The sequence below is a fragment of the Litorilituus lipolyticus genome (assembly GCF_006439335.1).
Taxonomy (GTDB): Bacteria; Pseudomonadota; Gammaproteobacteria; order Enterobacterales; family Alteromonadaceae; genus Colwellia; species Colwellia lipolytica.
The window spans coordinates 145965-172400 of record NZ_SAWY01000019.1; the positions used below are offsets into that span (position 1 = coordinate 145965).

The 26436-nt window shown below is 38.0% G+C and carries 24 protein-coding genes; 15 read left to right on the forward strand and 9 right to left on the reverse strand.

Annotated elements, in window-relative coordinates:
• Positions 1-18 precede the first annotated feature (18 nt).
• Together EPA86_RS08705 and EPA86_RS08710 are read left to right on the forward strand one after the other, a co-directional pair.
• Positions 19-936 carry a DM13 domain-containing protein gene (locus tag EPA86_RS08705; RefSeq protein WP_140603043.1) on the forward strand — a complete coding sequence of 306 codons (918 nt, stop codon included), beginning with the start codon at positions 19-21 and terminating at the stop codon, positions 934-936.
• A 145-nt stretch (positions 937-1081) separates the two neighbouring features.
• A complete protein-coding gene (locus tag EPA86_RS08710; RefSeq protein WP_140603044.1) occupies positions 1082-1945 on the forward strand; it encodes a YicC/YloC family endoribonuclease in 864 nt (287 codons plus the stop codon).
• An 85-nt stretch (positions 1946-2030) separates the two neighbouring features.
• On the opposite strand, the gene EPA86_RS08715 is transcribed toward EPA86_RS08710, so the two are convergent.
• Together EPA86_RS08715 and EPA86_RS08720 are read right to left on the reverse strand one after the other, a co-directional pair.
• On the reverse strand, positions 2031-3242 hold the full coding sequence (locus EPA86_RS08715; RefSeq protein WP_140603045.1) for an aromatic amino acid transport family protein: 1212 nt from the start codon (positions 3240-3242) through the stop codon (positions 2031-2033).
• Positions 3243-3441: 199 nt separating this feature from the next.
• The gene (locus tag EPA86_RS08720) at positions 3442-4035 is read right to left on the reverse strand and encodes a carboxymuconolactone decarboxylase family protein (protein WP_140603046.1); all 594 of its coding nucleotides are present in this window, start codon (positions 4033-4035) and stop codon (positions 3442-3444) included.
• A gap of 276 nt (positions 4036-4311) precedes the next feature.
• On the opposite strand from EPA86_RS08720, the gene EPA86_RS08725 reads away from it, so the two are divergent.
• On the forward strand, positions 4312-4815 hold the full coding sequence (locus EPA86_RS08725) for a MarR family winged helix-turn-helix transcriptional regulator (protein ID WP_211664918.1): 504 nt from the start codon (positions 4312-4314) through the stop codon (positions 4813-4815).
• A 198-nt stretch (positions 4816-5013) separates the two neighbouring features.
• On the opposite strand, the gene EPA86_RS08730 is transcribed toward EPA86_RS08725, so the two are convergent.
• Both EPA86_RS08730 and EPA86_RS08735 read right to left on the reverse strand, forming a co-directional pair.
• Positions 5014-6249, reverse strand: a complete 1236-nt coding sequence (locus tag EPA86_RS08730) for a DUF4785 domain-containing protein (RefSeq protein WP_140603048.1) — start codon at positions 6247-6249, stop codon at positions 5014-5016.
• Between the two features lie 8 nt (positions 6250-6257).
• The gene (locus tag EPA86_RS08735; protein WP_140603049.1) at positions 6258-7115 is read right to left on the reverse strand and encodes a hypothetical protein; all 858 of its coding nucleotides are present in this window, start codon (positions 7113-7115) and stop codon (positions 6258-6260) included.
• A 359-nt stretch (positions 7116-7474) separates the two neighbouring features.
• On the opposite strand from EPA86_RS08735, the gene EPA86_RS08740 reads away from it, so the two are divergent.
• Positions 7475-8140 (forward strand): YceH family protein, encoded by a 666-nt coding sequence (locus tag EPA86_RS08740; RefSeq protein WP_140603050.1) that lies wholly within the window; start codon positions 7475-7477, stop codon positions 8138-8140.
• 18 nt (positions 8141-8158) lie between these two features.
• Here the strand turns inward: EPA86_RS08740 and EPA86_RS08745 are convergent, their stop codons facing one another.
• Positions 8159-8848 carry an SIR2 family NAD-dependent protein deacylase gene (locus EPA86_RS08745; RefSeq protein ID WP_140603051.1) on the reverse strand — a complete coding sequence of 230 codons (690 nt, stop codon included), beginning with the start codon at positions 8846-8848 and terminating at the stop codon, positions 8159-8161.
• 130 nt (positions 8849-8978) lie between these two features.
• Between EPA86_RS08745 and EPA86_RS08750 the strand changes: the two genes are divergently transcribed.
• From EPA86_RS08750 to nrdD, 4 genes are all read left to right on the forward strand, one after another.
• The gene (locus EPA86_RS08750; protein ID WP_140603052.1) at positions 8979-9974 is read left to right on the forward strand and encodes an adenosylmethionine decarboxylase; all 996 of its coding nucleotides are present in this window, start codon (positions 8979-8981) and stop codon (positions 9972-9974) included.
• A 182-nt stretch (positions 9975-10156) separates the two neighbouring features.
• Complete coding sequence (locus tag EPA86_RS08755; RefSeq protein WP_140603053.1) at positions 10157-11485, forward strand: sensor histidine kinase; 1329 nt, start codon at positions 10157-10159, stop codon at positions 11483-11485.
• A 201-nt stretch (positions 11486-11686) separates the two neighbouring features.
• Positions 11687-12187, forward strand: coding sequence for an anaerobic ribonucleoside-triphosphate reductase activating protein (gene nrdG, locus EPA86_RS08760; RefSeq protein ID WP_140603054.1), 501 nt, complete (start codon positions 11687-11689; stop codon positions 12185-12187).
• The gene (gene nrdD, locus EPA86_RS08765) at positions 12174-13955 is read left to right on the forward strand and encodes an anaerobic ribonucleoside-triphosphate reductase (protein WP_140603055.1); all 1782 of its coding nucleotides are present in this window, start codon (positions 12174-12176) and stop codon (positions 13953-13955) included. The genes nrdG and nrdD overlap by 14 nt, the downstream gene beginning before the upstream one ends.
• A gap of 67 nt (positions 13956-14022) precedes the next feature.
• Here nrdD and EPA86_RS08770 read toward each other — a convergent pair whose 3' ends face one another.
• Entirely contained in the window at positions 14023-14649 is a 627-nt protein-coding gene (locus EPA86_RS08770; RefSeq protein WP_140603056.1) for a helix-turn-helix transcriptional regulator, read from the reverse strand.
• A gap of 205 nt (positions 14650-14854) precedes the next feature.
• Between EPA86_RS08770 and EPA86_RS08775 the strand changes: the two genes are divergently transcribed.
• Genes EPA86_RS08775 through EPA86_RS08785 form a run of 3 tightly spaced genes read left to right on the forward strand, consistent with a single transcriptional unit; the run spans position 14855 to position 16363 of the window.
• A complete protein-coding gene (locus tag EPA86_RS08775) occupies positions 14855-15475 on the forward strand; it encodes an NADPH-dependent FMN reductase (RefSeq protein WP_140603057.1) in 621 nt (206 codons plus the stop codon).
• A gap of 32 nt (positions 15476-15507) precedes the next feature.
• A complete protein-coding gene (locus EPA86_RS08780) occupies positions 15508-15891 on the forward strand; it encodes a VOC family protein (protein ID WP_140603058.1) in 384 nt (127 codons plus the stop codon).
• A 52-nt stretch (positions 15892-15943) separates the two neighbouring features.
• Complete coding sequence (locus EPA86_RS08785; RefSeq protein ID WP_140603059.1) at positions 15944-16363, forward strand: VOC family protein; 420 nt, start codon at positions 15944-15946, stop codon at positions 16361-16363.
• 143 nt (positions 16364-16506) lie between these two features.
• Here the strand turns inward: EPA86_RS08785 and EPA86_RS08790 are convergent, their stop codons facing one another.
• On the reverse strand, positions 16507-17451 hold the full coding sequence (locus EPA86_RS08790; RefSeq protein ID WP_140603060.1) for a carbon-nitrogen hydrolase family protein: 945 nt from the start codon (positions 17449-17451) through the stop codon (positions 16507-16509).
• 118 nt (positions 17452-17569) lie between these two features.
• A complete protein-coding gene (locus EPA86_RS08795; RefSeq protein ID WP_170309606.1) occupies positions 17570-18088 on the reverse strand; it encodes a hypothetical protein in 519 nt (172 codons plus the stop codon).
• A gap of 263 nt (positions 18089-18351) precedes the next feature.
• On the opposite strand from EPA86_RS08795, the gene EPA86_RS08800 reads away from it, so the two are divergent.
• From EPA86_RS08800 to EPA86_RS08810, 3 genes are all read left to right on the forward strand, one after another.
• Positions 18352-20715 (forward strand): fatty acid cis/trans isomerase, encoded by a 2364-nt coding sequence (locus EPA86_RS08800; RefSeq protein ID WP_140603061.1) that lies wholly within the window; start codon positions 18352-18354, stop codon positions 20713-20715.
• Positions 20716-20927: 212 nt separating this feature from the next.
• Complete coding sequence (locus EPA86_RS08805) at positions 20928-23093, forward strand: prolyl oligopeptidase family serine peptidase (protein WP_140603062.1); 2166 nt, start codon at positions 20928-20930, stop codon at positions 23091-23093.
• Positions 23094-23445: 352 nt separating this feature from the next.
• Complete coding sequence (locus EPA86_RS08810; protein ID WP_140603063.1) at positions 23446-23805, forward strand: STAS/SEC14 domain-containing protein; 360 nt, start codon at positions 23446-23448, stop codon at positions 23803-23805.
• Between the two features lie 29 nt (positions 23806-23834).
• Here EPA86_RS08810 and recQ read toward each other — a convergent pair whose 3' ends face one another.
• Entirely contained in the window at positions 23835-25667 is a 1833-nt protein-coding gene (gene recQ / locus EPA86_RS08815) for a DNA helicase RecQ (protein ID WP_140603064.1), read from the reverse strand.
• Positions 25668-25839: 172 nt separating this feature from the next.
• Between recQ and EPA86_RS08820 the strand changes: the two genes are divergently transcribed.
• Complete coding sequence (locus tag EPA86_RS08820) at positions 25840-26295, forward strand: thioesterase family protein (RefSeq protein ID WP_140603065.1); 456 nt, start codon at positions 25840-25842, stop codon at positions 26293-26295.
• Positions 26296-26436 lie beyond the last annotated feature (141 nt).

Below are 26436 nucleotides of genomic sequence, written 5' to 3' on the forward strand. Positions count from 1 at the left end.
ATAGTGAGAGGAGGAAGTATGAAAAACATCGTTCTGATGAGTTTATTACTAACATTATCTGCATGTGGTGGTTCAAGTGACTCTACTGCACCAGATAAAGAGGTGTTACCTCCTCCGCCCTCAACTTACACTGGGGTGTTTCTTGACAGTGCTGTTGAAGGGCTTAATTACTCAACAAATAGTCAAAGCGGTACAACTAATGCTGGCGGAGAATTCTTATTTCAAGCCGATGAATTAATCACTTTTTCTATTGGCGGTATTACTTTTCCAGCAATATCAGCAGAACTTATTTTAACGCCATTGTCACTCTTTAAAAGCAGCGATATTAATCAGCTTGAGGTAGTCAATACGCTACGTTTATTACAAAGTTTAGATAGTGATGGTGACTTGACAAACAACATTCAAATCCCAGAAATAGCCCATGAATTAGCTCAAGATCTTACCGTAGACTTTAGTGATGAAAATTTTGAAGACGTGGTGAGTGGCCTTATTACGATGATCGGCTCAGTACATCAACAACTGGTTTCAGCACAAAGCGCCATTGATCATTTTCAACAAACGTTAAACTTACTTAGTAATGAAAATCCTACTAGCTGCGAATCAACGCACACCATGGTTGGCTATAGCGGCTTTTTTGAGACTTTTCATCACAATGTCGCAGGAAAGGCGACAATTATTGACGACTGCACCATTGAAATTTCACAATTTGATTACGATGGTGGTGGCCCTGATGTGTACTTCTACGGGGCTATTAATCACAAGTACAATAGCACGGACGCTTTCCCTATTGGTAACAAACTCAATGGCCAAATTTATAACAACGCCACAATCACGATCAAACTGCCGCAAAATAAAACCTTAGATGACTTAACTGGTTTAAGTGTGTGGTGTGTTGATTTTAGTGCGGATTTTGGCCATATGGAATTTACACCTTAGCAGCTTAATACATCAATATTACTCTAGCTACCTACCCTAAGGTGAGGCATAATTGCGTTAATCCAAGTATCAAAATTAACTATTGCAGGTATTAAATTCACTGCATTTTAGATACTGACCATTAACGCAATTAAAGGTAACCATCATGATCCACAGCATGACAGCATTCGCACGCCACGAAGTAAAAGGCGATTGGGGCAATGCTATTTGGGAAATTCGCTCAGTCAACCAACGTTTTTTAGAGACCTACTTTAGATTACCTGAGCAATTTAGAGGCATAGAGCCATTACTACGCGAACGTTTTAGAAAACAGTTAAATCGAGGTAAAGTAGAATGTAGTTTACGCTTTAATGCCAACCCCGCCGCTAAAAGTGAAGTAACCATTAACGAAAAACTGGCACTGCAACTTATACAACATGCTAACTGGGTGAATGAACAAACCTTAAACAGCCAAGTAAACCCAATTGAAGTAATGCGCTGGCCCGGTGTAATGGAGGCCGCTGAAACAGATATTTCTGCCATTCAAGCAGAACTATTAGCAGGCTTTGATGTTGCAATAAAAGATTTCATCAAAGCAAGAGCAAGCGAAGGTGAAAACCTTAAGGCAATGATAGAGCAACGCTTAAACGCTATTACGGTTGAAGCAGACAAAGTACAAGAGCAAATGCCCGCTATTATCGAATGGCAACGTACTCGCATCACAGACAAATTCAGCGAAGCCAAAATTGATTTAGACTCAAGCCGTGTAGAGCAAGAGCTAGTATTACTTGCACAAAAGATGGATGTTGCTGAAGAGATAGATCGCCTAAAAAGCCACGTAAGCGAAACCCAAAAAATACTAAACAAAGGCGGCGCTCAAGGGCGACGTTTAGACTTCATGATGCAAGAATTCAATCGCGAAGCAAACACTTTAGGCTCAAAATCTATTAATACAGACATCACCGCAAGTGCCGTTGAACTTAAAGTATTAATAGAGCAAATGCGCGAACAGATCCAGAATATCGAATAATAACCAATTATCCGGCCTATATTCAATCCTATACGTCAACATATAGAACTTCTAAATAGCCTAGATAACTAGGCTATTTATGGTTTTATTTAATCGCTGGCACAACGCCTAACATCTGCATAAATTGCGCGCTTATAATTAACACGCCAGAGATAGCAGCCATTGAAAGCGCAAGTTTCCCGCCTTTAACTGTGTATTGTTCCCCATTATCACTCGCCAGCGTTTTTCGTTGCTGCCAAACCATAGCCACAGGTAAGAATATTGCCAGAACCACTAGCGCTATGGCGGCATAACCCAGCGCGGTAATAAACCCTTGGGGATAAAATAACGCAAAACCTAAAGGTGGCGCAAAGGTAACTAATGCGGTCAAACTTCTATCTTTCATTGAGTCAGTTTTCTTTAACATATCACTAAAGAAATCGAACAAGCCTAAGCTTACTCCAAGAAATGACGTGGCAAGCGCTAGGTTGGCAAACACCGAGACAATGCTGATAATCATCGGGCTTTGTATTACGTTTGCTAAACTGCCAATAAACCCCTCTAAACTTCCGCTATTGTGTAAACTTTGTTGACTCAACACTCCCTGACTAACAATTTGCCAAAACAAATAAATAACTAAAGGTAAAGAAGCGCCAATCATGATCACTTTTCTCATGGGTTTAACACTTACCCCCATATATTTGATCACTGAAGGTATAGAGCCATGAAAGCCAAACGAGGTAAAAATAACAGGAATGGCCGAAATGATTAACCCCTGCTCTAGCGGCATATGAAGTAGGTTTTGCCCTTGAACATAGGGAGTCAATAAATAGAAAATACTGGTTAACACTAATATTTTAATCACAAAGAGAATGCGATTAACTTTATCTACAGCGCCAGCGCCTAGTGTGATAATTGCTCCGAATATCAAGGCAAAAAGTACCACACCAATTTGCGGCACTGCTTGCCAGTCAGTAAATTGATTTATTTTGCTTTGTAACTGCGAGCCACCGCCTGCGATATAAGCAGCACACAGCGCGTAAAATAAAAATATCATGGAAAAATTAGCAATTAATTGCCCTTTCTTTCCTAAAATATTTTTAGCTAAGGTATTAAGGGTTGCATTAGCCTCAGCGTGTTGATGAAGCTCTATGGTGAGTAAGGCAGTGTAGGTCATCAAGCACCAAGCAAAAATAAGCACTATCATTGCCGTAGTAAAACCTAAACCTGACGAGGCAATAGGCAGCGCTAACATCCCTGCACCTATTGTTGTCCCTGCAATAATTAGTGTACTTCCCAGCGTTTTGCTTACTTTCATGGTTGCCCCTATTTTTATTATTATGTTCACCACAGTAAAAGGAAGCTTTACTAATTAAAAGGCGCTTGTAAAAAAAAATAAAGATACTGTGTAATATAACATTGACGATTGATTCATCATTTACTTATAAATCAATCGCGTTTTGCTTAATAATACATCCTAAGCATACAGTGGTAGGGTTTTATAAACGGCTTCGATGCTATACGTGTTTACCTCTCACCCAAGTAGAGTTATCTTTGAGTAAACGCTCACCAGCATCAACAGCGCCTGTTTCCATTGTAGTTCCCATGGAATCATTCCATCGGTTTAAATATCCAAATAATGAAATAACCCCTAATATCTCAACAATCTCACCATCATCCCAATATTCATGTAGCTCAGCACTTATTAAATCGTCAACCGCATTGGGTACACTTGAAGCAGCTAGGGCAAATTCAAAAGCTGCTTTTTCAGCAGGCGTATATAAATCGCTTTCTCTGAATGACCAAATGTTGGCTAAGCGCTCATCGGTTCCGCCATATCGCTCTGCGGCCAAAATAGTATGAGCTTCGCAATATCGGCACCCAGTATTAGCACTGGTAATATACCCAATCAGACGTTTTTGTTCTGAGGTTACACTTCCTTCATTTGCCATTACTGCCATATTTAAATTAATAAATGCTTTAGCAATAGCTGGGCGCCTTTGCATCGTTAAAACACTATTAGGACAAAAGCCTAGCGTTTCATTGAAAAATTCAGCAAGTTTAGTGACATCTTCGTTTTCATCTGTAGCTAAGGGGGTAACTAATGGCATAACACGGTTCCTCTTTGTTTAACTATATGGTTTGAATTTATTAAGATACAATCTAGATGTTGCAAATGCAACATCTAGGGTAATTAATCACAATCCCATGCATACCTTAGGTTAAACCAATGTACCTACCTCCCTATTGGCGACTTTTTTCTTTTGTGATTAAATACTGCTTAAGAAAATACTAAGAAGTTAGGATTAATTATCAGCAATTACACTAGAGAGCAGGCATTTAAGTTATCTACGCAAACAATAAAACCTCTCGATCTAACAACTCACTTGCCTTTTCGTGTTGCAGTCGTCAGTAATTTACTCGCGTTAAACCGAGATTGGGAAATAAGAGAACTATGTGACTTAGAACCAAGAGAAATACGCGTATTGCTCAATATTGGCTCTTATATGCCAATTAAAGCCGCTGATATTGCGTATCAATCACGTATTGATTCATACAACGTTAGCCGAGCGGTGAAAGCGTTAAGCAGCAAAGAGTTAATTAATATTGTTCCCGATAGCTATAGTAAAAATATAAAATACCTGACATTGAATGAGAAAGGACAAGAGCTTTATCAACAAATTAGTTCAGCAATATCGCACAGAGCAACAGAGCTCGAAAGTGTACTCACTCATGAAGAATTGAAGTCCTTTTATTCAATTTTAGAGAAAATAGAAGATAAATCTGAGCAACTACTAGCACAACAGGCCATAAAGAAAATTGATAAAGGACACACACCTCCTGCCGATCAAAAGGAGCTGATTCGTTGGTATCGTAAACGTAACGGCTAAACTATGAAGTTACAATAGAGCTCCTCTAAAATTCACTGTACTTTTTACCCAGCGCTCAAACCATTTCAGGTATGTGATCGCTGTTATGCCATTTACAAACGCAAAAAAAGCTCGTTCGCAAAAATTAAGAACGAGCTTTTCTTCATAGGGTGGTCACATTAATAACTCAAATTAATGACTTTAATTAATATCGCTTTATTACAACTGCTGCAGTAAAGCCAAGCGACTTTGATCCATTAACTGTACACTCTTAACGGTATATGGAGCTTGTAAGCCAGAGTTATCGATTATCGTTTGGTCAAACGCTAATTTTCGTTGATGAATTCCTACAGGTAAATAATACGCAGAACGGCTAAGCATAAATGGTACTGCATCACCTTGTTGGTTAGTCCCATAGACAATGCCGCTTATTTCATAACGCCCTTCACTAGCGACATTTACATTAAAAGCGACTGAGTCAGCCTTATGGTCAACTTTGCCCTCTAACCTTGCCGTTGGTCTATTTACTGCGAAGGCTACCTTACCATTTCGTTTTACGGTAACCCCTTGACTTTGAGCTTCTGTGACAATCAGTAACTCATATAGCTGTCCCGTATTTTGGTCATTAACATGTTGTGGCAAAGTTATTTTAAATTGATTATCTAACTTAACAACTTCTAACGCATTCACTTCACCATTTGGCAATTTAACACTGACCTTTTGAGTGCCTAACAATGCATGTCCTTGTCTACTTAACAGTTTGGAATTAAACAGGATATCTTGCCCTGCGCGATAACTTTGCTTATCAATAGTTAAATGTAGTTTGTGCTCGGCATTTTTCTCTTTAACATTAACCATATAGCGCTGGTCTTCTTCAAGTAGTTGTTCTACTTTCAGTGTAAATTTTCCTGCACCTAAAGTTTTATTTAGTTGTAACGCACTACTATTGGGGAAAATATTCGCGGTAGCAAACTGCTCAGCAGTCACTTTTTGTGAAAAGGCCGACTTCAATGTAACACCTGCTTTCAACAAAGAAACAAATTCAGGTTCTATTGCGTGTTGTTGCATATTGCGCATATCATTTTTCACGCTTTTGCCTGACAAACGAATTAACGCACCTGGTTGACTAATAGCAACAGCCACACCTGCCATTAACTCTCTACCTGTCACTTCAAACCAGTATTCATCACTAATGTCTGTGTACCCCTGGTTTTTAAAAGCAACTTTGTTTGCGCTGGATATCGCTTGGCTAAAGTGCACGCTTTGTCGTTCTATGGAGGACGACATAAGATCCACATTGACTAAATCGTAATCTTCCACTGCTATTTCAGATAATTTAGCTTGCTTAAAACCGTTATCCTTCAAACCGATCGCTAGTGAATTTGCATGCAATGATGAACTAAGTAGTAATACCGATAAGCTAGCGCCCATTACAACGTTTTTATTATTTTTCATGGTAAATCCTAAATATCGTTTCTAATTATCGTATCTAAATTAAAGCAATCTCTGCGGCTTTGTTGATGGCTTAGAGGCTCTCGACCTTTTGTACGCTGTTTGTCGGTAAACCACTCAACCCCAGCCCCTCGCTGAGAACTACAATTTAAAAAACCATCAGAACAAGAGTCTAACCAGTTTTGTGTTGTTTCTAAGGCAACTTGGTATTGGTAACCTGCGCAGTAGCTGTCTCCATCCCAAATAGCTGAATCAACATCAGAACCAACAACTGCTTTAAATAAAATAGGTAAATTAGGTCTATTCACAGTGCCTTGTAGCCAATGCTGATTATAATAAGCCATCCAACTTGTTTGCTGTTGACTCACTGCATCAGAATCATAACCCAATAACCAGCCTAACGAAGTTTCAAAAACATTCCCTTGTTTTACCGTATCTGCTAATGGCGTACCTAAACTTGAAGGAGCCAACGCAATAACTTTTGTCGTTTTACTAATAATATTGGGATAACGGTTATCATAGGTTGGATTAGACATGATCCAACGAACAATATTGCCACCATTTGAGTGGGTCAATAACACTAAGTCAGTAATGTTTTTTTGTTGAATAAAGGTCGTTAATTGTTCTGCCAAACAACCTGCGGCTTCACTCTTCCACATAAACTGATCAAAATCGCAATTTACGACGGCATACAACGAGGAGTTTGACAGTCCCAGCCGAACCGAATTTACAAAATCGCCAGTCCAATAATCATTATATGCGTCCGTTTGTTTACCTGTGCCATGAATAAAAGCGATGCCTTGAGCCGCATTTACAGACCATGACATTACAACGCTAAGCATCACCATTGAGATAATTCTTCTTACCATTTTGTTTTCCTTTTTGTAATTATTTTTATTTAAAAGGTCGAACCTCCTACCAGAAGGTTTACAAATTTTTAACATTAAATGTAATTAAAAAGCAAACAAAAATCGGTGTTTTTTTAAACAGAAATTAGCATGAGTGGTGACCTCTGTATTAAGCAGAAGCTCTAATAGGATGCAGACAATAAAGTTAATAACGTAATATAAGATAAGGGTTTAACCATAGACTGTTTAAAACAGCGTAAAAAAATATTTTTATCATCAGTAAAAGGAATGTTACTGAGTCTTGTACATACCTTGCTAATTTTGTTACTTTTATTTGAGCAGCTATATAGCGACAAAATACTTTCAAAGGATGCCTTCATATGATCTCTCTTTCCCCTGAACAAGCGCGTGTTATTGGTGTAATGCTAGAAAAAGAAACCACTACACCTGAACAATATCCTCTATCTATTAACGGGTTAGCTAACGGCTGTAATCAAAAAAGTAATCGTGAACCAGTGATGTCTCTCTCTGAAAGCGATATACAGAATATTGTTGATGAACTTGTTCAAATGAATCAGCTAATGGTTGACCATAAAGCTTCTGGCAGAGTTAATAAGTACTTTCATCGCTTTTGTAACACTGAATTCGGTAGCTTACAGCTCACCTTGCAGCAACGTGCAATTATTTGCGTATTGTTGCTCAGAGGCCCACAAACTCCAGGTGAGTTAAGAACACGCACTAACCGCTTAGCTGACTTTTCTGATGTAAGTGAAGTTGAAGCCGCATTAACCGCTTTACAAGATTTAAACGGTAATGTTTTAGTTAAAAAACTCGCTCGTGAGCCGGGCAAACGCGAATCTCGTTATGTGCAACTTTTCTCAGATGAAGAATATATTCAGGCGCATGAGGAGCCTAACGCTGCAACAGAAGGGGTTTTATCTACGAGTGAAAGTCAATTATTATCAGAGCGTATTATCGCCCTTGAAGAGCAAGTTGCCAGCTTAACCGAGAAGTTAACTCAGTTATCAGCACAATTAGATGACTAATTCATTCAACCCTGCTTGCTATAGGTGCTCATCAAGCAATTGCTGCATGCCTTGGGATGCAGTATTGGTTATGACTATTAGTGGGTTTGATAATATTAGTTGTTCTGTATTCGCGGGTTTAAGGTCAATGTAATAAACATCTGCTTCAGGTTTGGCATAATCAACCAAACTTGCTGCTGGGTATACCTGCATTGAGGTACCAATAATAATAATTTTATCAGCTTGCGATACCTCATATGCAGCAACCTCTAGCATTGGCACTTGCTCGCCAAACCAGACAATATCGGGCCTAATCTGATTTCCATTCTCACATAGGTCACCTATATTGATATCTGATTTATGAATAAAACTATCACTTGGCTCAAGAGAGCTTTTTGCTTTAAATAATTCACCATGTAAGTGAATAACGTGATTGCTCCCTGCTCTTTCATGTAAGTCATCAACATTTTGAGTAACAACAGTTACTTTGTAATCTTGTTCTAACTTAGCAATTAAATAGTGTGCTTTATTTGGCTCAACATCATGTAACTGTCTACGACGTTCATTATAAAAAGCTAAAACCAGTGCCGGATTTTGATGCCAGCCTTCAATTGAGGCAACCTCCATCACATCATGACCTTCCCAAAGCCCATCAGCATCTCTAAATGTACTTAGCCCGCTCTCTGCACTGGTACCAGCACCACTTAAAATTACTACTCTCTCTTTCATAGAACTCGCTGCCTAAATGTACACTTATTGATAGGTCACAATAAATAATAACGAAACTAGCTACATTTAACATGACCTTACATAATTCTGTTTTTCGCCCTTAATAATATGATTTACTGTAGCATTTTATTTGTTAGAATTCGGTACTTATATTGTTCCACGTTCTAAAATGGAGACTAGCCGGTTGATCTTTGAAGGCTCTGAAAAAAAAGCTGATATTTATATTGATGCAACAAAGCTATCTTTATTGAAGGATTTTGATGATGAATTTTGGCATAAATTAGTCAAACAATGCGGTGCAAAAATATTATCATCTATTGAAAATGAACATTGCAAAGCATTTTTACTATCTGAATCTAGCCTTTTTGTTTGGCATAACCGTTTGCTCATTGTTACTTGTGGTTTAACTCAACTGATAAAATCAATTGAATTTCTCTTATGTCATTTAGATAAACAAGTTATAGAGCAAGTAATTTATCAGCGAAAAAATGAGTATTTTGCCCCGGCGCAATTTACTTCTTTTGGTGAAGATATCCACCAACTAGAGCAGTATTGTGCGGGTAAAGCTTTTCGTTTTGGCGCACTTGATACCCACCACAATTATATTTTTCTTTCTGAACAAAATGTTTCAAATAGTCTAGAAAAATACGAAAACAGCCATGAAATTGAAGTAAATAAAACATACGAGCTTGTTGCTTATCAAATTTGCTATGACGCATCTGAGCATTTAACTACGACAAACTTATCAACTCATAACATTCGTGATTACCTAAAATTAACCACACTATTACCTGATTTCATTTTTGACGACTTCGTTTTTAAACCTTACGGTTACTCCATCAACGCCATAAAAGGCAATGACTATTTTACCATTCACGTAACACCTCAAGCAGATAGCAGCTATGTCAGTTTTTGTTCAAGCTTAAACTTAATCTCTATGGCAGCTAAAATTCTCGCTATTTTAAAACCACGCTCATTTGATTTACTTAACATCAATGAAACAGCTTTGCAGAACAAGTTACTAATCTTTTGCACTCTACACAATTCCTTTGCCAAATCTCAGTGGCTAAGCAGTTTACCAGTAATCATCAAGTTAACTTTACCACCTATATATTACCGAGTTTAACCACAGAAAGTCCTGTTGAACTAACGTCAAATGGCCAAAATAATACACTTTAGCTTATCTATCTAGCTCTACAAACTCATTGTCTTAACAATAATTGTTACACGCTTAATATGGAAAAAATCTAGCGATATGCCATAGTTATATCAGTATAAAGACATAGAAACATCAGTTAAGGCATTGAGATGTTAGAGAAGATCCGCGATATCATTGAAGGTGTTTCGAATAGCTATGGTGAAGAGTTCACCAACAACATTATGCTATCTCTTAATAAAGCTATCGATGCTGATTACACCTTTATAGCCAAGTTAAATGAGAAAGAATTTAGTGCTAAAACAATAGGGTTAGTAGCAAAAGGAGAACTAGTTCCTAACATTGAATACTCTTTAACAAACACGCCATGTGCTAATGTCATTGATGATACCGTTTGCTGTTATAGCAAAGATGTTTGCAAAATATTCCCTAAAGATCAATTGCTTATTGATATGCATATTCAAGCTTACTTAGGTACACCACTGCATAACTCAAAACAAGAGGTCATTGGCCTTATTGTTGCCCTATATGAGCACCCAATTGTAGATGAAGAAGAAGCATTAGCCCTATTTCAAGTGTTTTCTGGCCGAGTCGCAGCAGAGTTAGAGCGTAGAGAGCACGAAAGTTTACTAGAACAAACTGTCGCCATTAGAACTCAAGAGTTATCAGCTACGGTTGAAAAATTGCAAATCATGCAAAAGCAATTAATTGAATCTGAAAAAATGGCGGCATTAGGAGATTTAGTTGCCGGTATCTCTCACGAAGTCAATACGCCACTAGGCATTGCCATAACCACGCACAGTATAATGTTTGATGAGCATAAAAAACTATCTCGCGCCATCGCTGATAATAGCTTGTCATTGAAAGCCATGAACCACTACCAAGTTTCGGTGGAAAATGCTTTGAATATGCAAGGAGAAAACCTAGAGCGAGCGAAGAGCCTCATAGAAAACTTTAAAGAAACAGCTGCTGACCAACATCAATTAGAAATTGATACCATAAATATTAAAAAATATTATCAACGCGTAATTTCAACATTACACTCTTTAGTAAAAACTAAAAAGACTGCTTTATCTGTGCAGTGTCATGAGGATATCGATATTGCGACTTTTCCTGGTGTACACGCTCAAATTATTACTAATCTTATCAGCAATAGTATTCGTCATGGCTTTAATCATGAAGGAAAAGACCATGATAATCGTATTAACTTTTCCATTGAAAAGCTTGAAAATGATGTAGTGCAAGTCACCTACCTTGATAACGGATGCGGCTTGTCTGAAGAAGCAAAAGTGCATGTGTTTGAACCCTTTTACACCACAGCAAGAGACAAAGGTGGTGTTGGTTTAGGTATGTCTATTATTTTTAATCTTATCAGTCAAAAGCTAAATGGAAATATTAGATATAAAGACACTCCTGATGGAGCATGTTTTATTTACCAATTCAAAGAAAGTAAAGCAGCTATTTTATCAAGTGATTCTTAACAAACACTACCAATCACCTTGAGCATTGAGTCAACTCGCCCAAAAACCATATATAGTATATGGTTATCCACCTAGAACACCATATGTTGTGTTTTATTTTATTCTACCATTCAAAAATGTGATCGAGATCAACTATTTAACCCATCGAATTACTATATATTGTGTTTAACAAAATAATAATGTCTATATATAGGTGGCTAAATGGATTTCAATTGCATTGCACCCACAATCGTTTTTCAAGAAGTACCCAACGAAATCAGCTTATGTTTTAGCATTACTGGTTGCAAGATAGGCTGTAAAGGTTGTCATAGTACCGAGCTTTGGAATGAAAACTATGGCATGTCTTTATCAAAAGAAAACTACCTACATTGGTTAAAAAAATACAAAGGCCTAATTAGTTGTGTGGTTTTCTTTGGTGGCGAATGGCAGGCCAATGCTCTAATTGAAAAGTTATTACTAGCAAAGAATTTGGGCTTAAAAACCTGCCTTTACTCAGGTGAAAAACATATAGATATCAACATTAGCCAACACTTAGACTTTCTTAAAACGGGCGCATGGCATGCCGAGCTCGGCGGTCTTGAAAGTCCGACAACCAATCAAATATTTCGTGATATGAAAACTGGCGAAAAGCTTAATCACTTATTCATTAAAGACTCAATTAATTATAATTCACTCCAAGGAGCAGACAATGTTGCGGCTTAACCAAGAACAACTCGATGATAAAAAAGACTTCATAAAGCATTACTTTGCAGCGAAAAATGCCGCAGATGGTTCAAAAATGGACGCAAATGCCAACGTCAGCCATAAAAACATTGCCACCCTTGAAGCTGAATTACTCAAAGACTGCTTTGTGCAAATTAATCGCACCTTAGTGCACGATAAAATTAGTGAAACTTTTGACGCTGAACTTGCCAAAGAATACTTACGTCAAATCGAAGATCATGAAATTTACGTGCATGATGAAACCAGTTTAAAGCCCTACTGTACCTCTATCAGCATGTATCCATTTTTACTCGATGGTTTAACAAAACTTGGTGGTGAATCAAAGGCTCCAAAACATTTAGAATCGTTCTGTGGCTCTTTTGTTAATCTTATTTTTGCTATTTCTGCACAATTCGCAGGTGCCGTCGCTACGGTTGAGTTCTTAACCTATTTTGATTATTTTGCTCGCCTTGAATATGGTAATGACTACATAAACACCAATAAATTTGAAATAGAAAATCACCTACAGCATGTAGTTTACGCCATCAATCAGCCAGCCGCTGCACGTGGTTACCAAAGCGTATTTTGGAATATTTCTTTATTTGACCAACATTATTTTGCTTCCATGTTTGGCGATTTCGTTTTCCCTGATTTTAGTAAACCAAACTGGCATACCGTTGATCAATTACAACACTTCTTTCTTAACTGGTTGAACAAAGAAAGAGAAAAGTCGGTGTTAACTTTCCCTGTTGTAACTGCCGCTATGCTCACTGAAAACGGTCAATGTAAAGATCAAGCTTTTGCTTTAAAGCTGGCAGAAGAAAAGGCGCAAGGGAATTCTTTCTTCATATACTTATCTGACAGTGCAGATTCACTCGCGTCATGTTGTCGACTACGCAATGAAATTTCAGATAATACTTTTTCCTACACTTTAGGTGCAGGTGGTGTTGCCACAGGTTCTATTAATGTTATTACCCTAAATATGAATCGACTAATACAAGATGGCCGCGACTTACAAACAGAGATTGAGAAGATTCAAAAATACCAAGTTGCCTATCGCAAACTCATGGAAGAATACAAAGCTCAGGGCGCTTTATCCGTTTATGATGCCGGTTTTATTAGTCTTGATAAGCAATTTTTAACCATAGGCATTAATGGCATGGCTGAAGCAGCCGAGTTTAGTGGTATTACCGTTGGCAATAATCAAGCCTACAAAGACTTTGTCAGTAAGCATTTGCAAATCATCTATCAAGCAAATCAATCAGCTAAGAAAGAATACGGTTATATGTTCAATACTGAATTTGTCCCAGCGGAAAATCTAGGAGTTAAAAATGCTAAATGGGATAGCAAAGACGGCTATCAAGTCAATCGCGACTGTTATAACTCATACTTTTACTTAGTCGAAGATGAAGAGACTAACCACCTTGATAAATTTGTATTGCATGGGAAAGAAATCACCCAATACCTTGATGGTGGCTCGGCGCTACATTTAAATTTAGATGAAGCACTTTCTACCGATGCCTATGTAAAACTATTCAATGTCGCTGCATCAACAGGTTGTAATTACTTTTGCATTAACGTAAAAATTACTATTTGTAATGCCTGTGAAAAAATTGATAAGCGCACATTGCATCAATGCCCTGAGTGCGGCAGCGATAATATTGATCACGGCACACGGGTTATTGGATATTTAAAAAGGGTAACCGCATTTAGCCAAGGCAGACAAAAAGAGCATGGCCTTAGGCACTACCATAGAAAAAGCGCCTAACTAAGTATCTAATATCAGCAACATACAGGTAGTTGTATATACAAGAAAAGCAGATATGTATATACAACTATGCATTGTCGTTTGGTGTAACTTTATAGGCGCAACGTCTAGCCCCTTCTACAATATGTTCTTCTCTACTTACTTGAGCAACATCAGCCATTAATGTTTGAAATAAGTGTAATTCTGAGCGACAAAAGTTAGCGCATTTACTCGCCGCTGCACAAATCGGACAATGATTTTCTAACAGCCAATAAATATCACCTTCTTGTTCAACGGTTGCCATATAACCTTCATCTGATCGAATTTTAGCTAAGGTCTCAAGTTTTTCTTCTACACCATATCGATCTGCAAGTGCTAATCGGTAGTTGGTCATTGAACTAGTTTCACGATGCTCAATCAATTTGTTTAAACCGTCATCACCAAATATAGCAATGACAGAATCAAGTAACTGAACGGTGAGCTCATCATGCCTGTCATCAAAAAGGCTATTACTTTTCTCAGTGAGTAACCAAGAGCGAGTAGGTCGACCTCGTGCGGCTTTTTCATCTTTAAATATTACATCTCCTGACTCTTCAAGGGCTTGCATGTGTTGCCGTACTCCCATGGTCGTTAACTGCAATTCATTGGCTAAAAATTTTGCCGTCAATGCACCATGCGTTTTGAGTAAATGGAGAATCTTGTCATGGGTTTTCATAAAGTAGCGCCTCACCTTAATAAAATTTTCATGCTAACTCCCTCTTATTATCAACGATTTAACCATTAAGTAAACTTTTTAATTTATTTTATTGCTTGACCTAATTAAATAAATAATTTACTTTACATAATAATTAATAAACAAAAACATTTACTAATGTTTACATCTATAGATATGTCGCCATTAGATATAAGGAATTCTGCACATGAAACTACTGATAATTAGCGCAAGCCAAAGAACTGAATCTCAAAGTGCTAAAGTGGCAAACTACTTAGCTGAAGTAACCCAAGGCTTTGAAAGCATTACTCATATTGAACTTTGTAAACGTAATTTACCTTTGTGGGATGGTGAAGAAAGTAGCAAAGATGATCCTTCGAGTGACTGGTTAGCAATTAATGATGAGTTACACAATGCAGATGCATTAATTTTAATCACCCCTGAATGGTCTGGTATGGCCTCACCTTTACTGAAAAATTTATTACTTATGTGTACAAGTGAAGATGTCGCTCATAAACCAACATTACTTGTCTCTGTTGTTAGTGGTATTAACGGGGCATACCCAATCGCCGAATTAAAGATGAATGCTTTTAAAAATAATAAGTTAGTTACTATTCCTGATCATTTAATTATTCGCAATGTCGAAGAAATCTTAAATATTCAAACAGACAATAGCGCGACATTAACGCCAAGAGATAACAGTATTAGACAACGTATTGGTTATAGCTTGCACACCCTAAAGCACTACAGCAAAGCCTTACAAACATTACGCAAGGCCTTAATTGCCCAGCCTTTTCCTGGCCAAGAAAACTATAACTACGCCATGTAGTGAACACTCTACAAAGCGAAAGGAGCAACACGATGAACATGAACCAAATTACCTTACCCGTAACCGATATTAATAAAGCTAATCACTTTTATCTTACCTTAGGCTTTATACAAATAGTGGATACGCCCCATTATGCCCGTTTTGCATGCCCCAATGGTGAAGCAACATTTTCATTAAGTTTAACTGAGCAAGTAAACGCACATGACGTAGTAATGTACTTTGAGCATGAGCATTTAGACAATTGGGTTAAACAATGTCAGCAACGGGGTATTGAATTTGAGCAGTTACCTACGGATCAGCGTTACTTGTGGCGTGAAGCCAGCTTATCAGACCCCAGTGGTAATAAAATAAAGCTTTATTGGGCTGGTGATAATCGACTAAACCCGCCATGGCGAGTACATAAAACCTATGAATAGAGTACATCAACACACAGAAAAATCAGTGTAAAAGCAATGCAAGGAGAAAACTATGATCACTTTAGAACATTTAAATTTGGTAGTAAGTAATTTAGACAAGAGCTTAGCCTTTTATCAAGCTGCTTTCCCCCACTGGTCAGTGCGTGGTGGAGATACGGGTCAATGGTACGGCAAAAAACGACAATGGCTTCACTTTGGTGACGATTATCAGTACTTATCACTCAATGATAATGGTGAGGGCAGTAATCGTGACTTAACAGGGCATCAGATTGGTCTATCCCATTTTGCCTTTGTAACCAATGATATTAAAGGTGTAGTTCAACGCTTATCAGACGCTGGTTTCTCAGTAGATAAGGACGGAGCGGAAGATGAATTTAGAGAGAACGTTTATTACCTTGACCCTGATGGCTATGAGGTAGAGTTTGTGCAATACCATAGTGACTTGCCAAAGCAACGCAATCGCTATGGCTAAACAGACCATGTGGATGTCAAATACCTAGTCGATTATAGGACTAGGTATTCTTTCCCCACCTTCAATTTATCTTTAAGAACAATATTCTGCGAGCAACTACTGCGCTTTTTGAACCAATTATTCAAACTCACTTAGATAAATAATCAACGCCCATTAGTGAACTTAACTGGAGATTGTCGAGATTTATTCACTTCAAGTGTGAAAACATCTGGTCTGGCATAATGGCCTGCTACATCAAGTGCTCTTTTTGATTTAGTTGCTAAATCAACATCAATATCAACCATTAGATGCCCCTTAGTATTAGACATGGGGCCGGCAATGACTTCACCTGATGGCGAAATAACCGTTGAGTCACCTGGATTTATCCACGCTTCATCACTCGGATATAGGGTATCTAAATCGGGAAAGTCATCAGGTAAATCTGTTCTTTCTAATGCAACGCCACAGCTTAAGACCCAGCACTTCGCTTCTCTAGCAATATGCTGCATTGTGCCTAACCAAGCTTCGCCGCTATCGTAAGTGGGCGCAATGTAAATCTCAATACCTTGCGCATACAAAGCATAACGCGCCAGTGGCATATAATTTTCCCAACAAATTAAGCTACCAATCCTTCCCACAGGCGTATCTATTACATTTAAGCCATGCCCATCACCAAAGCCCCATACCATACGTTCTGGGTTTGTTGGCATAAGCTTTCGGTGATGATTGACTAATGCTCCATGTGCATCAATCGTGACAACTGAGTTATAGAGTGTTCCTTGGCTATTAGCACTATCGCGCTCATTCAATCCACAAACAATAGTGACCTGATTTTCTTTTGCTGCCTGCTGTAATGGCTGCAAATCATTTGAAGATAAATCAATAGCATTATTAAGCAACCTTCCATGAAGAAGTTCGCTATTGCCCCAATCTCCTCCTGGCCTTAAACGCCAAATCCATGCGGGATAACCTGGAATATAAGCCTCAGGAAAAACGATTAACTGAGCCCCTTTAGCTGACACTTCATTAATAATATCAACAGCTTTTAAAATAGTTTCTGTTTTATTCAGCACGCTGGGTGCTTCTTGAATAATGGCAATTTTTTTCATAATGACCTCATTTTGAGGCGTTAGTAACAAAGAATATGCTTTATTACTAACTTAATTATAGATAGGTAATCATTATCAATTAAATAACGATAAGGCTATTAGATAACCTGACAAAATATTACTCCACTGGCACCATGATATGCGCATACGGAGTATCACCCCACATTACATAAGGCCCACCTGATTTAGGATCGCGTGAAACACCTTCTAACATTGATTTAGGTACAATGATCATCATATGCGGACCTGTTTCCGTATAGTCATGAGCATTTTTATGATCAGGGTGATAAGGCGTTGAGTTACTGACACCAGAGCCAATATCACCTTTTAACATATAGGAGATGCCTATTCCTGTTGCGGTAAATTCAGCCTTGGTCGCAACAGCCTTCATCATTTTCATCCAGACAGCGTCATTACACATTGGTGCTTTATCACCAGGCATAGTATCTGGCATACAAGTCCAGCCATTAGTACCTTTTTGTAAAAGACTCCCGTCTGAATCAACTATTGTGGCATTTTGACTAATTGCAGCAGGTGCTGCGGCCATAGCACGTTGAATTTTAATATCTCTTGATTCTGCGTTAACTCCAAGATGAACAAAGAACAAGGATAAGATGAATAATTTGGAAATTTTCATTTAACTACCCTCACTTATTAAACTTATCGACGCTTAATTACATGATAAGAACACAAGTATAGTTCACGCCCAACAAAACATCGCTCATAGATAAACTCTTTAGCCAAAGCTAAAACAATTAATTTCCTAAAAAACACAACCATTGATAATAAAATCGCCGCAATTCTTTACAGTTAGCAGCTAGGTTACTAAAATTGCCTTCATTCTTTACTCTAAATATTCTCAAATATTTTAAGTAATTATTTTCATTGATAAGGCTCATTATGCGCACTTTCCATTACTTGCTTTTATTCTTTTTTCTGTCTGGCTGTGCCACCTTAGGTGTACTTGAATACGACAAGCATTATGGCACTGCTGACGTTGAAAATAGATTCCAACACAGCAATCTCGCTACTGATGCACAAAGCCACTTTAAAAAAGAAGTACAACCCATTCTTGATAACCGCTGTGTAGTTTGTCATGGCTGCTATGATGCGCCATGCCAATTAAAAATGGAAAACCCCATAGGTATTGAGCGCGGCGCGAATAAAGCACTTGTCTATAATGGTGAACGCTTACTTACTGCAAACAATACACAAAGTATAGGTAGTACCACTAAACTTACCCCTGATTTAATGAATCAATTTCGCAATGAAGGATTCTTTCCCGTCTTAAATGAACGTCAGCAAAGTAAACAAGCTAATACTCAAGCCAGTGTTTTTTATCAAATGTTGGCTCTAAAGCAAAAGCACCCTTTACCGAACGATAGTATTCTTAGTGATGACTTTGATTTTGCCCTAGATAGAAATCAACAGTGCCCCACTATTGAAGAGTTTGCTCAATATGAGAAAAATTATCCGTTAGCAGGTATGCCTTATGGCTTACCTGCCTTATCTACGCATGAACACCGCACTTTAACTGACTGGCTCGAAAAAGGCGCCATAATGTCTCAACCTGCTCAGGTAACAAGTGCAGAGCAAGATATGATTACCCGCTGGGAAAAGCTGCTTAATGGAGAGAGCAAGAAAGAGCAGTTAGTATCGAGGTACCTGTTCGAGCACCTATACCTTGCAAACTTATATTTTGATAAAAATCGCAGTAGTTACTTTAAATTAGTCAGATCTAGTACACCATCAGGTGAGCCTATTGATGTAATTCATACTAGACGTCCGTTTGATTCACCTTTTAGTACAGATAAAACCCAAGTGTTTTATCGCTTAGTTAAAAATAATGACACCATCATTGCTAAAAGACATATGCCTTACCCTTTTGGCAATGAAAAATATAAACGTTTAACAGAACTCTTTTATACCGCCGATTACTCCGTTGAAAGCTTACCTGATTATCAATTGAAAACAGCGTCAAACCCGTTTATTACCTTTAAAGACATTCCCGCAAAATCTCGATATAAATTCTTGTTAGAGCAATCACAATTTTCCATCATGAATTTTATTAAAGGCCCGGTTTGTCGAGGTCAGGTTGCGCTTAATGTGATTGAAGATCATTTTTGGGTAGCATTTCATGATCCAGAAACCATTGAGGCCTACCATACCGATGAGTTTATTGTAGAGAATAGTGATTTATTGCAGTTACCCGCTGCTACAAGTGATAAAACAATTTCACTCCTTTATTGGCGTCAATATGCCAAACGCCAAGAAGAATACATTAACAAAAAGCTGGAATATATTGAGAAAATCAACTTAAAACAACGCGATCTTGATTTAAACTTACTATGGACAGGAAATGGCAACCCGAATGCCACTTTAACCGTATTTAGGCATTTTGACAGTGCTTCTGTATTACAAGGGTTTGTCGGGCAAGCACCTAAAACGGCGTGGTTAATTAGCTATCCATTACTTGAGCGTATTCATTATTTATTGGTCGCTGGCTTTGATGTTTATGGCAATGTTGGCCATCAATTAAAAACGCGTTTGTATATGGATTTTTTACGTATGGAAGCTGAGAGTGCCTTTATCGCTTTGTTACCGGCAAAAGACCGAAAACGTATTCACGAACACTGGTATCGAGATACCAGTGCCGCCATCAAAGATTATATTTTCTCTGATGATTTTCATCAATTACCAGAAACAAATATTCACTACAAAACGGATAACCCTAAAACCGAGTTATACCAGTTAATTAAGACGCACACTCAAGGCTCCGTGGTCGATAACTATACGATCTCAGCGAGTTATAATGACATTGAAAAATCCTTTTCAATGCTTAACTATATGGCAGGCGAATCCATTGCCATATTGCCACAAGTAAGTTATGTCATGGTTAACAGTGCTCAAGGAAATCAAGTTTATAGCTTGATTAACAATTCTGCCCATAGCAATGTTGCGCATCTTTTTTCAGAAGCTAATAGACGCCTCCCTAGTGAAGATACGTTAACGGTAACACGCGGCATTGTCGGTACATACCCTAATGCGTTCTTTGAAATATCAGCAGACCAAATTGATAACTTTGTCAGTCAATTATCACAAATTAAGTCTGAACAAGATTATCGCACCTTAAAAGATAACTATGCCATTCGAAGGTCAAGCCCTAATTTCTGGCCCTTTGCTGATAAATTACACCAATGGTATTTTACTCATCAACCAACTTCAGCCGGATTATTAGACTTTAACAGACTTGAAAATCGCTGATTGTGCGGGATTTAATTAAACAGATTCTGTAACAAAAAACTGCCGCTTGTGCCAAGCTCTTTTGGCACAAGCCATAGTCAGAAGCTAAAAAGTTCTGCTACACTGCTGTTCGAATGTTAATTTGTTGTGAATACAACCAAGATTAACCACAGATACTTAGTAAATGACGCTACATCCAGCGTATATCCAATAAAAGTCACGTGAGAACCGCAATGAAGAAAAATGCTATTTTATTAACCAGTATACTTGTTACAGGTATATTGGCTGGCTGTTCAGGTAACAGTACTAATCAGGCATCAAACGCTGCCATAGCTCAACAAGATATAAAACTATCTTACCCAACAACAAAAAAAGGTTCAGTTACTGATACCTATTTCGGTAATAATGTTGCAGACCCATACCGTTGGTTAGAAGATGACCGCAGTGAAGAAACGGGTGACTGGGTTAAAACTCAAAATAAAGTTACTTTTAACTACTTATCTCAAATTCCATACCGTGAACAACTTAAAGACCGCTTAGGCGAACTATGGAACTATGAAAAAGTTGGCTCTCCGTTTAAAGAAGGTAAATACACTTACTTCTATAAAAATGATGGCTTACAAAATCAATACGTTGTTTATCGCCAGCTTGACGGCGGTGAAGTCGAAGTATTCTTAGATCCTAATACGTTTAGTAAAGATGGTACGACATCATTAGGACAATTAAGCTTTTCGAAAGATGGATCAATTGCGGCTTATGCTATCTCTGAAGGCGGTAGTGACTGGCGTAAAATCATCATTATTGATGTTGAAACCAAAAAACAATTAGAAACACCATTAGTTGACGTGAAGTTCTCGGGTATTTCTTGGTTTGGTAATGAAGGTTTCTACTATTCAAGCTATGACAAACCAAAAGGCAGCGAGCTTTCTGCTAAAACAGATCAACATAAACTTTACTATCATAAATTAGGTCAAGCACAAAAAGACGACGCTGTTGTTTTTGGTGCAACGGCTGAAGAAAAGCGTCGCTATGTCGGTGGCTCAGTTACTGAAGATGATCGTTACCTATTAATCTCTGGTGCTGTTTCTACTTCAGGTAATGACCTTTATATCAAAGATCTAACTAAACCAAATAGCCCATTAGTGACTATTACTGACAACTTTGATGCGGATACTTACGTTATAGAAAACGAAGGTAGCAAGCTATATTTAGTCACAAACTTAGATGCTCCTAATAAGAAAATTGTTACCGTAGACGCTTCTGCACCTGCAGCAAGTAACTGGAAAGATTTCATCGCTGAAACAGAAAACGTTTTAACGGCATCTACTGGCGGTGGTTACTTCTTTGCTGAGTACATGGTTGATGCAATTTCTAAAGTGTATCAATACGACTACCAAGGTAAAAAAGTACGTGAAGTGGCACTACCTGGCGTAGGTAGCTCTAGTTCATTAGACGGTAAAAAGAAAGAAGATACTCTGTATTACTCATTCAGCAACTACAAAACACCAGGTACTATCTATAGCTTTAACACGAAAACGGGTAAAAGCGACGTATATAAAAAGTCAGGTGCTAAATTTGATAGTAACGCCTATGAATCTAAGCAAGTGTTTTATAAATCAAAAGATGGTACACGCGTACCTATGATCATCACTTATAAAAAAGGTTTAGAGTTTAACGGTAAAAACCCGACTATTTTATATGGCTACGGTGGTTTCAATATTAGTCTTACGCCAAGATTTAGCGTAACTCGTGCAGTTTGGTTAGAACAAGGCGGTATTTATGCTGTTGCTAACTTACGAGGTGGTGGTGAATACGGTAAAAAATGGCACAAAGCTGGCACACAGTTAGATAAACAAAATGTATTTGATGATTTCATTGCTGCAGGTGAATACTTAATTAATGAAAACTATACCTCAAGCAACTATTTAGCGATTAACGGTGGTTCAAATGGTGGCTTATTAGTGGGTGCTGTTATGACACAGCGTCCTGATTTAGTTCAAGTTGCCTTACCTGCTGTTGGCGTATTAGATATGCTGAGATACCACACATTTACTGCAGGGGCTGGTTGGGCATATGACTATGGTACAGCTGAACAAAGTGAAGAAATGTTCAAGTACTTAAAAGGTTATTCGCCTGTACACAATGTTAAAAAAGGTGTTAGCTACCCAGCAACTATGGTGACTACTGGTGATCATGATGACCGTGTTGTTCCCGCGCACTCATTTAAATTTGCTGCTGAGTTACAAGCAAAACAAGCGGGTAGTGCTCCGACGTTAATTCGTATTGAAACCAACGCAGGTCATGGTGCGGGTACGCCTGTATCTAAAACAATAGAGCAATACGCTGACATTTATGCATTCACATTGTTCAACATGGGCTTCACCAGCTTACCAAAATAAGCATAACCTGAATAAATGCTGATCTCGATCAAGTACCTGACTAAATTAGTCAGGTACTATCACATCATACCAACTAGCTTATACCTAACAGGAGTAAATTATGGGATGTTGTGGTGGATGTGGCGGTGAAGGCCACGAAGAGAAAAAAGAGCAAGAAACAGCTCAAGACAATGCGACTGAACAAGCTGAATCAAAAGAAGAAGCTTAACTAGCATTTACATTACTTTGCTTTATAAACCGATTAACTGTTTGTCCTGTTAATCGGTTTTTTCTTATTTTTATGAAATAATTTATTAAAAACCCTGTCTATAATAAAATAGATAACTAACTAAAATCTGAGAATTTATTTGAAATGGAAGTCCACCAGGTATCATTTGCTACTATCAAAGTCCTTAAGCCAAACCTAGGGGAAGTTATTGTTAATGAGGGTGTTGAAGTGAATACCGTTATGGTAACAGAGATGCATCAGAAGTTTGTTGAGATTTTTGCGTCTTCATTTTCATTATTAATTAACAAAAAACATGCTTATTCAACCCAACTTGATGCACTAATTAAGTTTGGCGAGTTATCAGCCATTGATAAAATTGCCATTTATGCACCTAATCAATTAGCAAAACTGAGTGCCGATTTCTCAGCGACAATTCCTAGTTCAGCTAAATTAAATATCGAAGTATTTACCCAGCGCGACGATGCTTTATCTTGGTTATTATAGGAATAGCATCAAGTCTTTCTTACCAGAAACTATTTGCTTTGACTATGTTCTTTGATTAACCCTAAAAATGGTTGTCCATACCTAGACAACTTAATATCACCAATACCACTGATACTAAGCATTTGGTTTAATGTTTGTGGCTGTACTCTCGCTAACTCTGATAAAGTGGCATCATTAAATACAATGAAAGGTGCTATATCTTCAGCATCAGCGATAGTTTTTCTCAGCTCTCTTAACTTAGTAAATAAAGCGCGATCATAACCTTTTTGTGCTGTTTTTTGCTGCCAGTAGCTTGCTTTTTGTAAGCGTGGGCTTGCTAACATCAGTGGTTCACTCGCTTTCAAAATACTACGCGACGCTTCGGTTAAACATAAGCTTGATTGCTGTTCAATATCTTGTTGTAAGTAACCCAAGTGAATGAGTTGGCCAATGATTGCATACCAATAGCCCGGCGTTTTTCCTTTACCTAAGCCAAACGTTGAAACATTATGATGATCGAGTTGTTTAATATTCGCATTATCATCACCACGTAAAACGGCTATTACATGATTAATATCACCTTGCTGATTGATACGATAAACACAAGAAAGCACTTTTTGTGCTTCAACAGTGGCATCAAACTGACTCGGTGGATCTAAACAAATATCACAGTTACCACAACCTTGTTTAGTAAATTCAGCAAAGTAATTTAAAACCACTTGTCTACGACAGGTTTGCGCATCAACAAAGGCACTCATTGCTGCAAAGCGCTGTAGTTCTACATTGACGCGTTTGGGGTTATCGCCATCACTAATGCGTTTTTTAATGCGAGTAATATCTTTGTCATCAACCAAAAATAATGCCTCAGCGGGTAAACCATCGCGCCCTGCACGACCAATCTCCTGATAATATGACTCTAATGTTCTCGGGGGTTCATAATGGATAACATAACGCACATTCGGTTTATTAATGCCTAAACCAAAAGCCACTGTCGCAACAACCACTTGAATATTATCTTTGGTAAAACCTTCTTGCACTAAGCTGCGAATATCATTCTCTAGACCCGCATGGTAAGCCGCACAATTAACACCATTACTCGCCAAGAATTTTGATAGTTTTTCAACTTGCCAACGGCTATTACAATAAATAATACCGCTATCTTCACCTTTTTTTCGAATATAACCCAATAGTTGGCTTTCACCATTATATTTTTGCGCCAAAGTAAAACGTATATTGGCTCTATCGAAACTGTCTAAATGAATATAAGGTTGCTGTAAATTTAACTGCTGTAAAATATCTTTACGTGTGGTGACATCTGCCGTTGCCGTTAATGCCATAACAGGTACATAAGGAAAGTGCTCTTTTAGGCAAGCTAACTTAGTGTATGCAGGTCTAAAGTCATGTCCCCATTGAGAAATACAATGTGCTTCATCAATGGCAAATAAACTCAGCGGTAGTTCAGCTAAATTCTGCAGAAAGTAATAATTAGTTAACCGTTCAGGTGCGACATATAGCAGTTTTATATCACCTTGTGCCATACGTTGAAATATTTCGGTTATCTCATTTTGCTCAAGGCTTGAGTTGATAAAAGCTGCTGAAATACCTTGTCGTGTAAGTCCATCAACCTGATCTTTCATTAATGCTATTAACGGTGAAACCACTACAGTAATGCCCGGTAATAACACTGCTGGCAATTGATAACATAGTGACTTACCACCGCCTGTAGGCATCAAAACTAATGAGTCATGCCCTTGCATTAATTGCGCGATGATTTCTTCTTGGCCTGGGCGAAAACTTTCATAGCCAAAATGATGCTTTAATGTTTCAAGCAATTGGTCGCTATAGCTATTGTTTTCTTGAGGAGAGGCTAACGTGGTACTCAAAAATGATTCGACTAAATAAACTAGGATAATCTGCCTATTTTAACCTAGACGAGTAATGAATACCTAGCACTAATGCCATTCATCTGGCTTTTACACTTTGGCTAATTTTTGCTTTGATTAAAGAACATGCTAATCTATATCCAAAACACATCCGACCAGAAAGGATTTCAACATGAAGCAAAGTGAAATACATCAGCAGTTAATTGATTTTTGGAACAACAATATGCCTTTTAATCAATTGCTTGGTTTAAAACTTACCAAATTTGATGCACAGCACTCTGAAATTCGTTTTGACTGGCAAGATAAGCTCATTGGTAACCCTATTCACAAAATACTGCACGGTGGCGTAACTGCTTCTGCACTCGACTTAGCTGGTGGTACCGTAGCGGCAGCAAATATTATTGAGCAACTCGATAATGTTACTCCACAAAGTATAGGCAGTAGCTTAGGAAAATTAAGTACTATTGATTTACGTACGGATTATTTGCGCCCTGGCAGAGGTAATCAGTTTATCGTTACAGCACGCATCATTAGAAGTGGTAGCAAAGTTGCTGTTGCTAGAATGGAAATGCATAACGAGACAGGCGAACATATCGCCTTTGGCACGGGCACCTATATGGTTGGTTAAACGCAAACCCATTCCATTCTTTTTTAAATGGCAATGCACTCATACAATTCTAGACAGGCGAACATATCGCCTTTGGCACGGGCACCTATATGGTTGGTTAAACGCAAACCCATTCCATTCTTTTTTAAATGGCAATGCACT

Coding starts and splice junctions, on each gene's coding strand:
- EPA86_RS08800 (WP_140603061.1), top strand. CDS start 18,352: ATGCGCACTTTCCATTACTTGCTTTTATTCTTTTTTCTGTCTGGCTGT.
- EPA86_RS08790 (WP_140603060.1), bottom strand. CDS start 17,451: ATGAAAAAAATTGCCATTATTCAAGAAGCACCCAGCGTGCTGAATAAA.
- EPA86_RS08780 (WP_140603058.1), top strand. CDS start 15,508: ATGAACATGAACCAAATTACCTTACCCGTAACCGATATTAATAAAGCT.
- EPA86_RS08820 (WP_140603065.1), top strand. CDS start 25,840: ATGAAGCAAAGTGAAATACATCAGCAGTTAATTGATTTTTGGAACAAC.
- EPA86_RS08735 (WP_140603049.1), bottom strand. CDS start 7,115: ATGGTAAGAAGAATTATCTCAATGGTGATGCTTAGCGTTGTAATGTCA.
- EPA86_RS08810 (WP_140603063.1), top strand. CDS start 23,446: ATGGAAGTCCACCAGGTATCATTTGCTACTATCAAAGTCCTTAAGCCA.
- EPA86_RS08785 (WP_140603059.1), top strand. CDS start 15,944: ATGATCACTTTAGAACATTTAAATTTGGTAGTAAGTAATTTAGACAAG.
- EPA86_RS08775 (WP_140603057.1), top strand. CDS start 14,855: ATGAAACTACTGATAATTAGCGCAAGCCAAAGAACTGAATCTCAAAGT.
- EPA86_RS08720 (WP_140603046.1), bottom strand. CDS start 4,035: ATGCCATTAGTTACCCCCTTAGCTACAGATGAAAACGAAGATGTCACT.
- EPA86_RS08715 (WP_140603045.1), bottom strand. CDS start 3,242: ATGAAAGTAAGCAAAACGCTGGGAAGTACACTAATTATTGCAGGGACA.
- EPA86_RS08730 (WP_140603048.1), bottom strand. CDS start 6,249: ATGAAAAATAATAAAAACGTTGTAATGGGCGCTAGCTTATCGGTATTA.
- EPA86_RS08710 (WP_140603044.1), top strand. CDS start 1,082: ATGATCCACAGCATGACAGCATTCGCACGCCACGAAGTAAAAGGCGAT.
- nrdD (WP_140603055.1), top strand. CDS start 12,174: ATGTTGCGGCTTAACCAAGAACAACTCGATGATAAAAAAGACTTCATA.
- EPA86_RS08740 (WP_140603050.1), top strand. CDS start 7,475: ATGATCTCTCTTTCCCCTGAACAAGCGCGTGTTATTGGTGTAATGCTA.
- EPA86_RS08805 (WP_140603062.1), top strand. CDS start 20,928: ATGAAGAAAAATGCTATTTTATTAACCAGTATACTTGTTACAGGTATA.
- EPA86_RS08705 (WP_140603043.1), top strand. CDS start 19: ATGAAAAACATCGTTCTGATGAGTTTATTACTAACATTATCTGCATGT.
- nrdG (WP_140603054.1), top strand. CDS start 11,687: ATGGATTTCAATTGCATTGCACCCACAATCGTTTTTCAAGAAGTACCC.
- EPA86_RS08795 (WP_170309606.1), bottom strand. CDS start 18,088: ATGAAAATTTCCAAATTATTCATCTTATCCTTGTTCTTTGTTCATCTT.
- EPA86_RS08770 (WP_140603056.1), bottom strand. CDS start 14,649: ATGAAAACCCATGACAAGATTCTCCATTTACTCAAAACGCATGGTGCA.
- EPA86_RS08745 (WP_140603051.1), bottom strand. CDS start 8,848: ATGAAAGAGAGAGTAGTAATTTTAAGTGGTGCTGGTACCAGTGCAGAG.
- EPA86_RS08755 (WP_140603053.1), top strand. CDS start 10,157: ATGTTAGAGAAGATCCGCGATATCATTGAAGGTGTTTCGAATAGCTAT.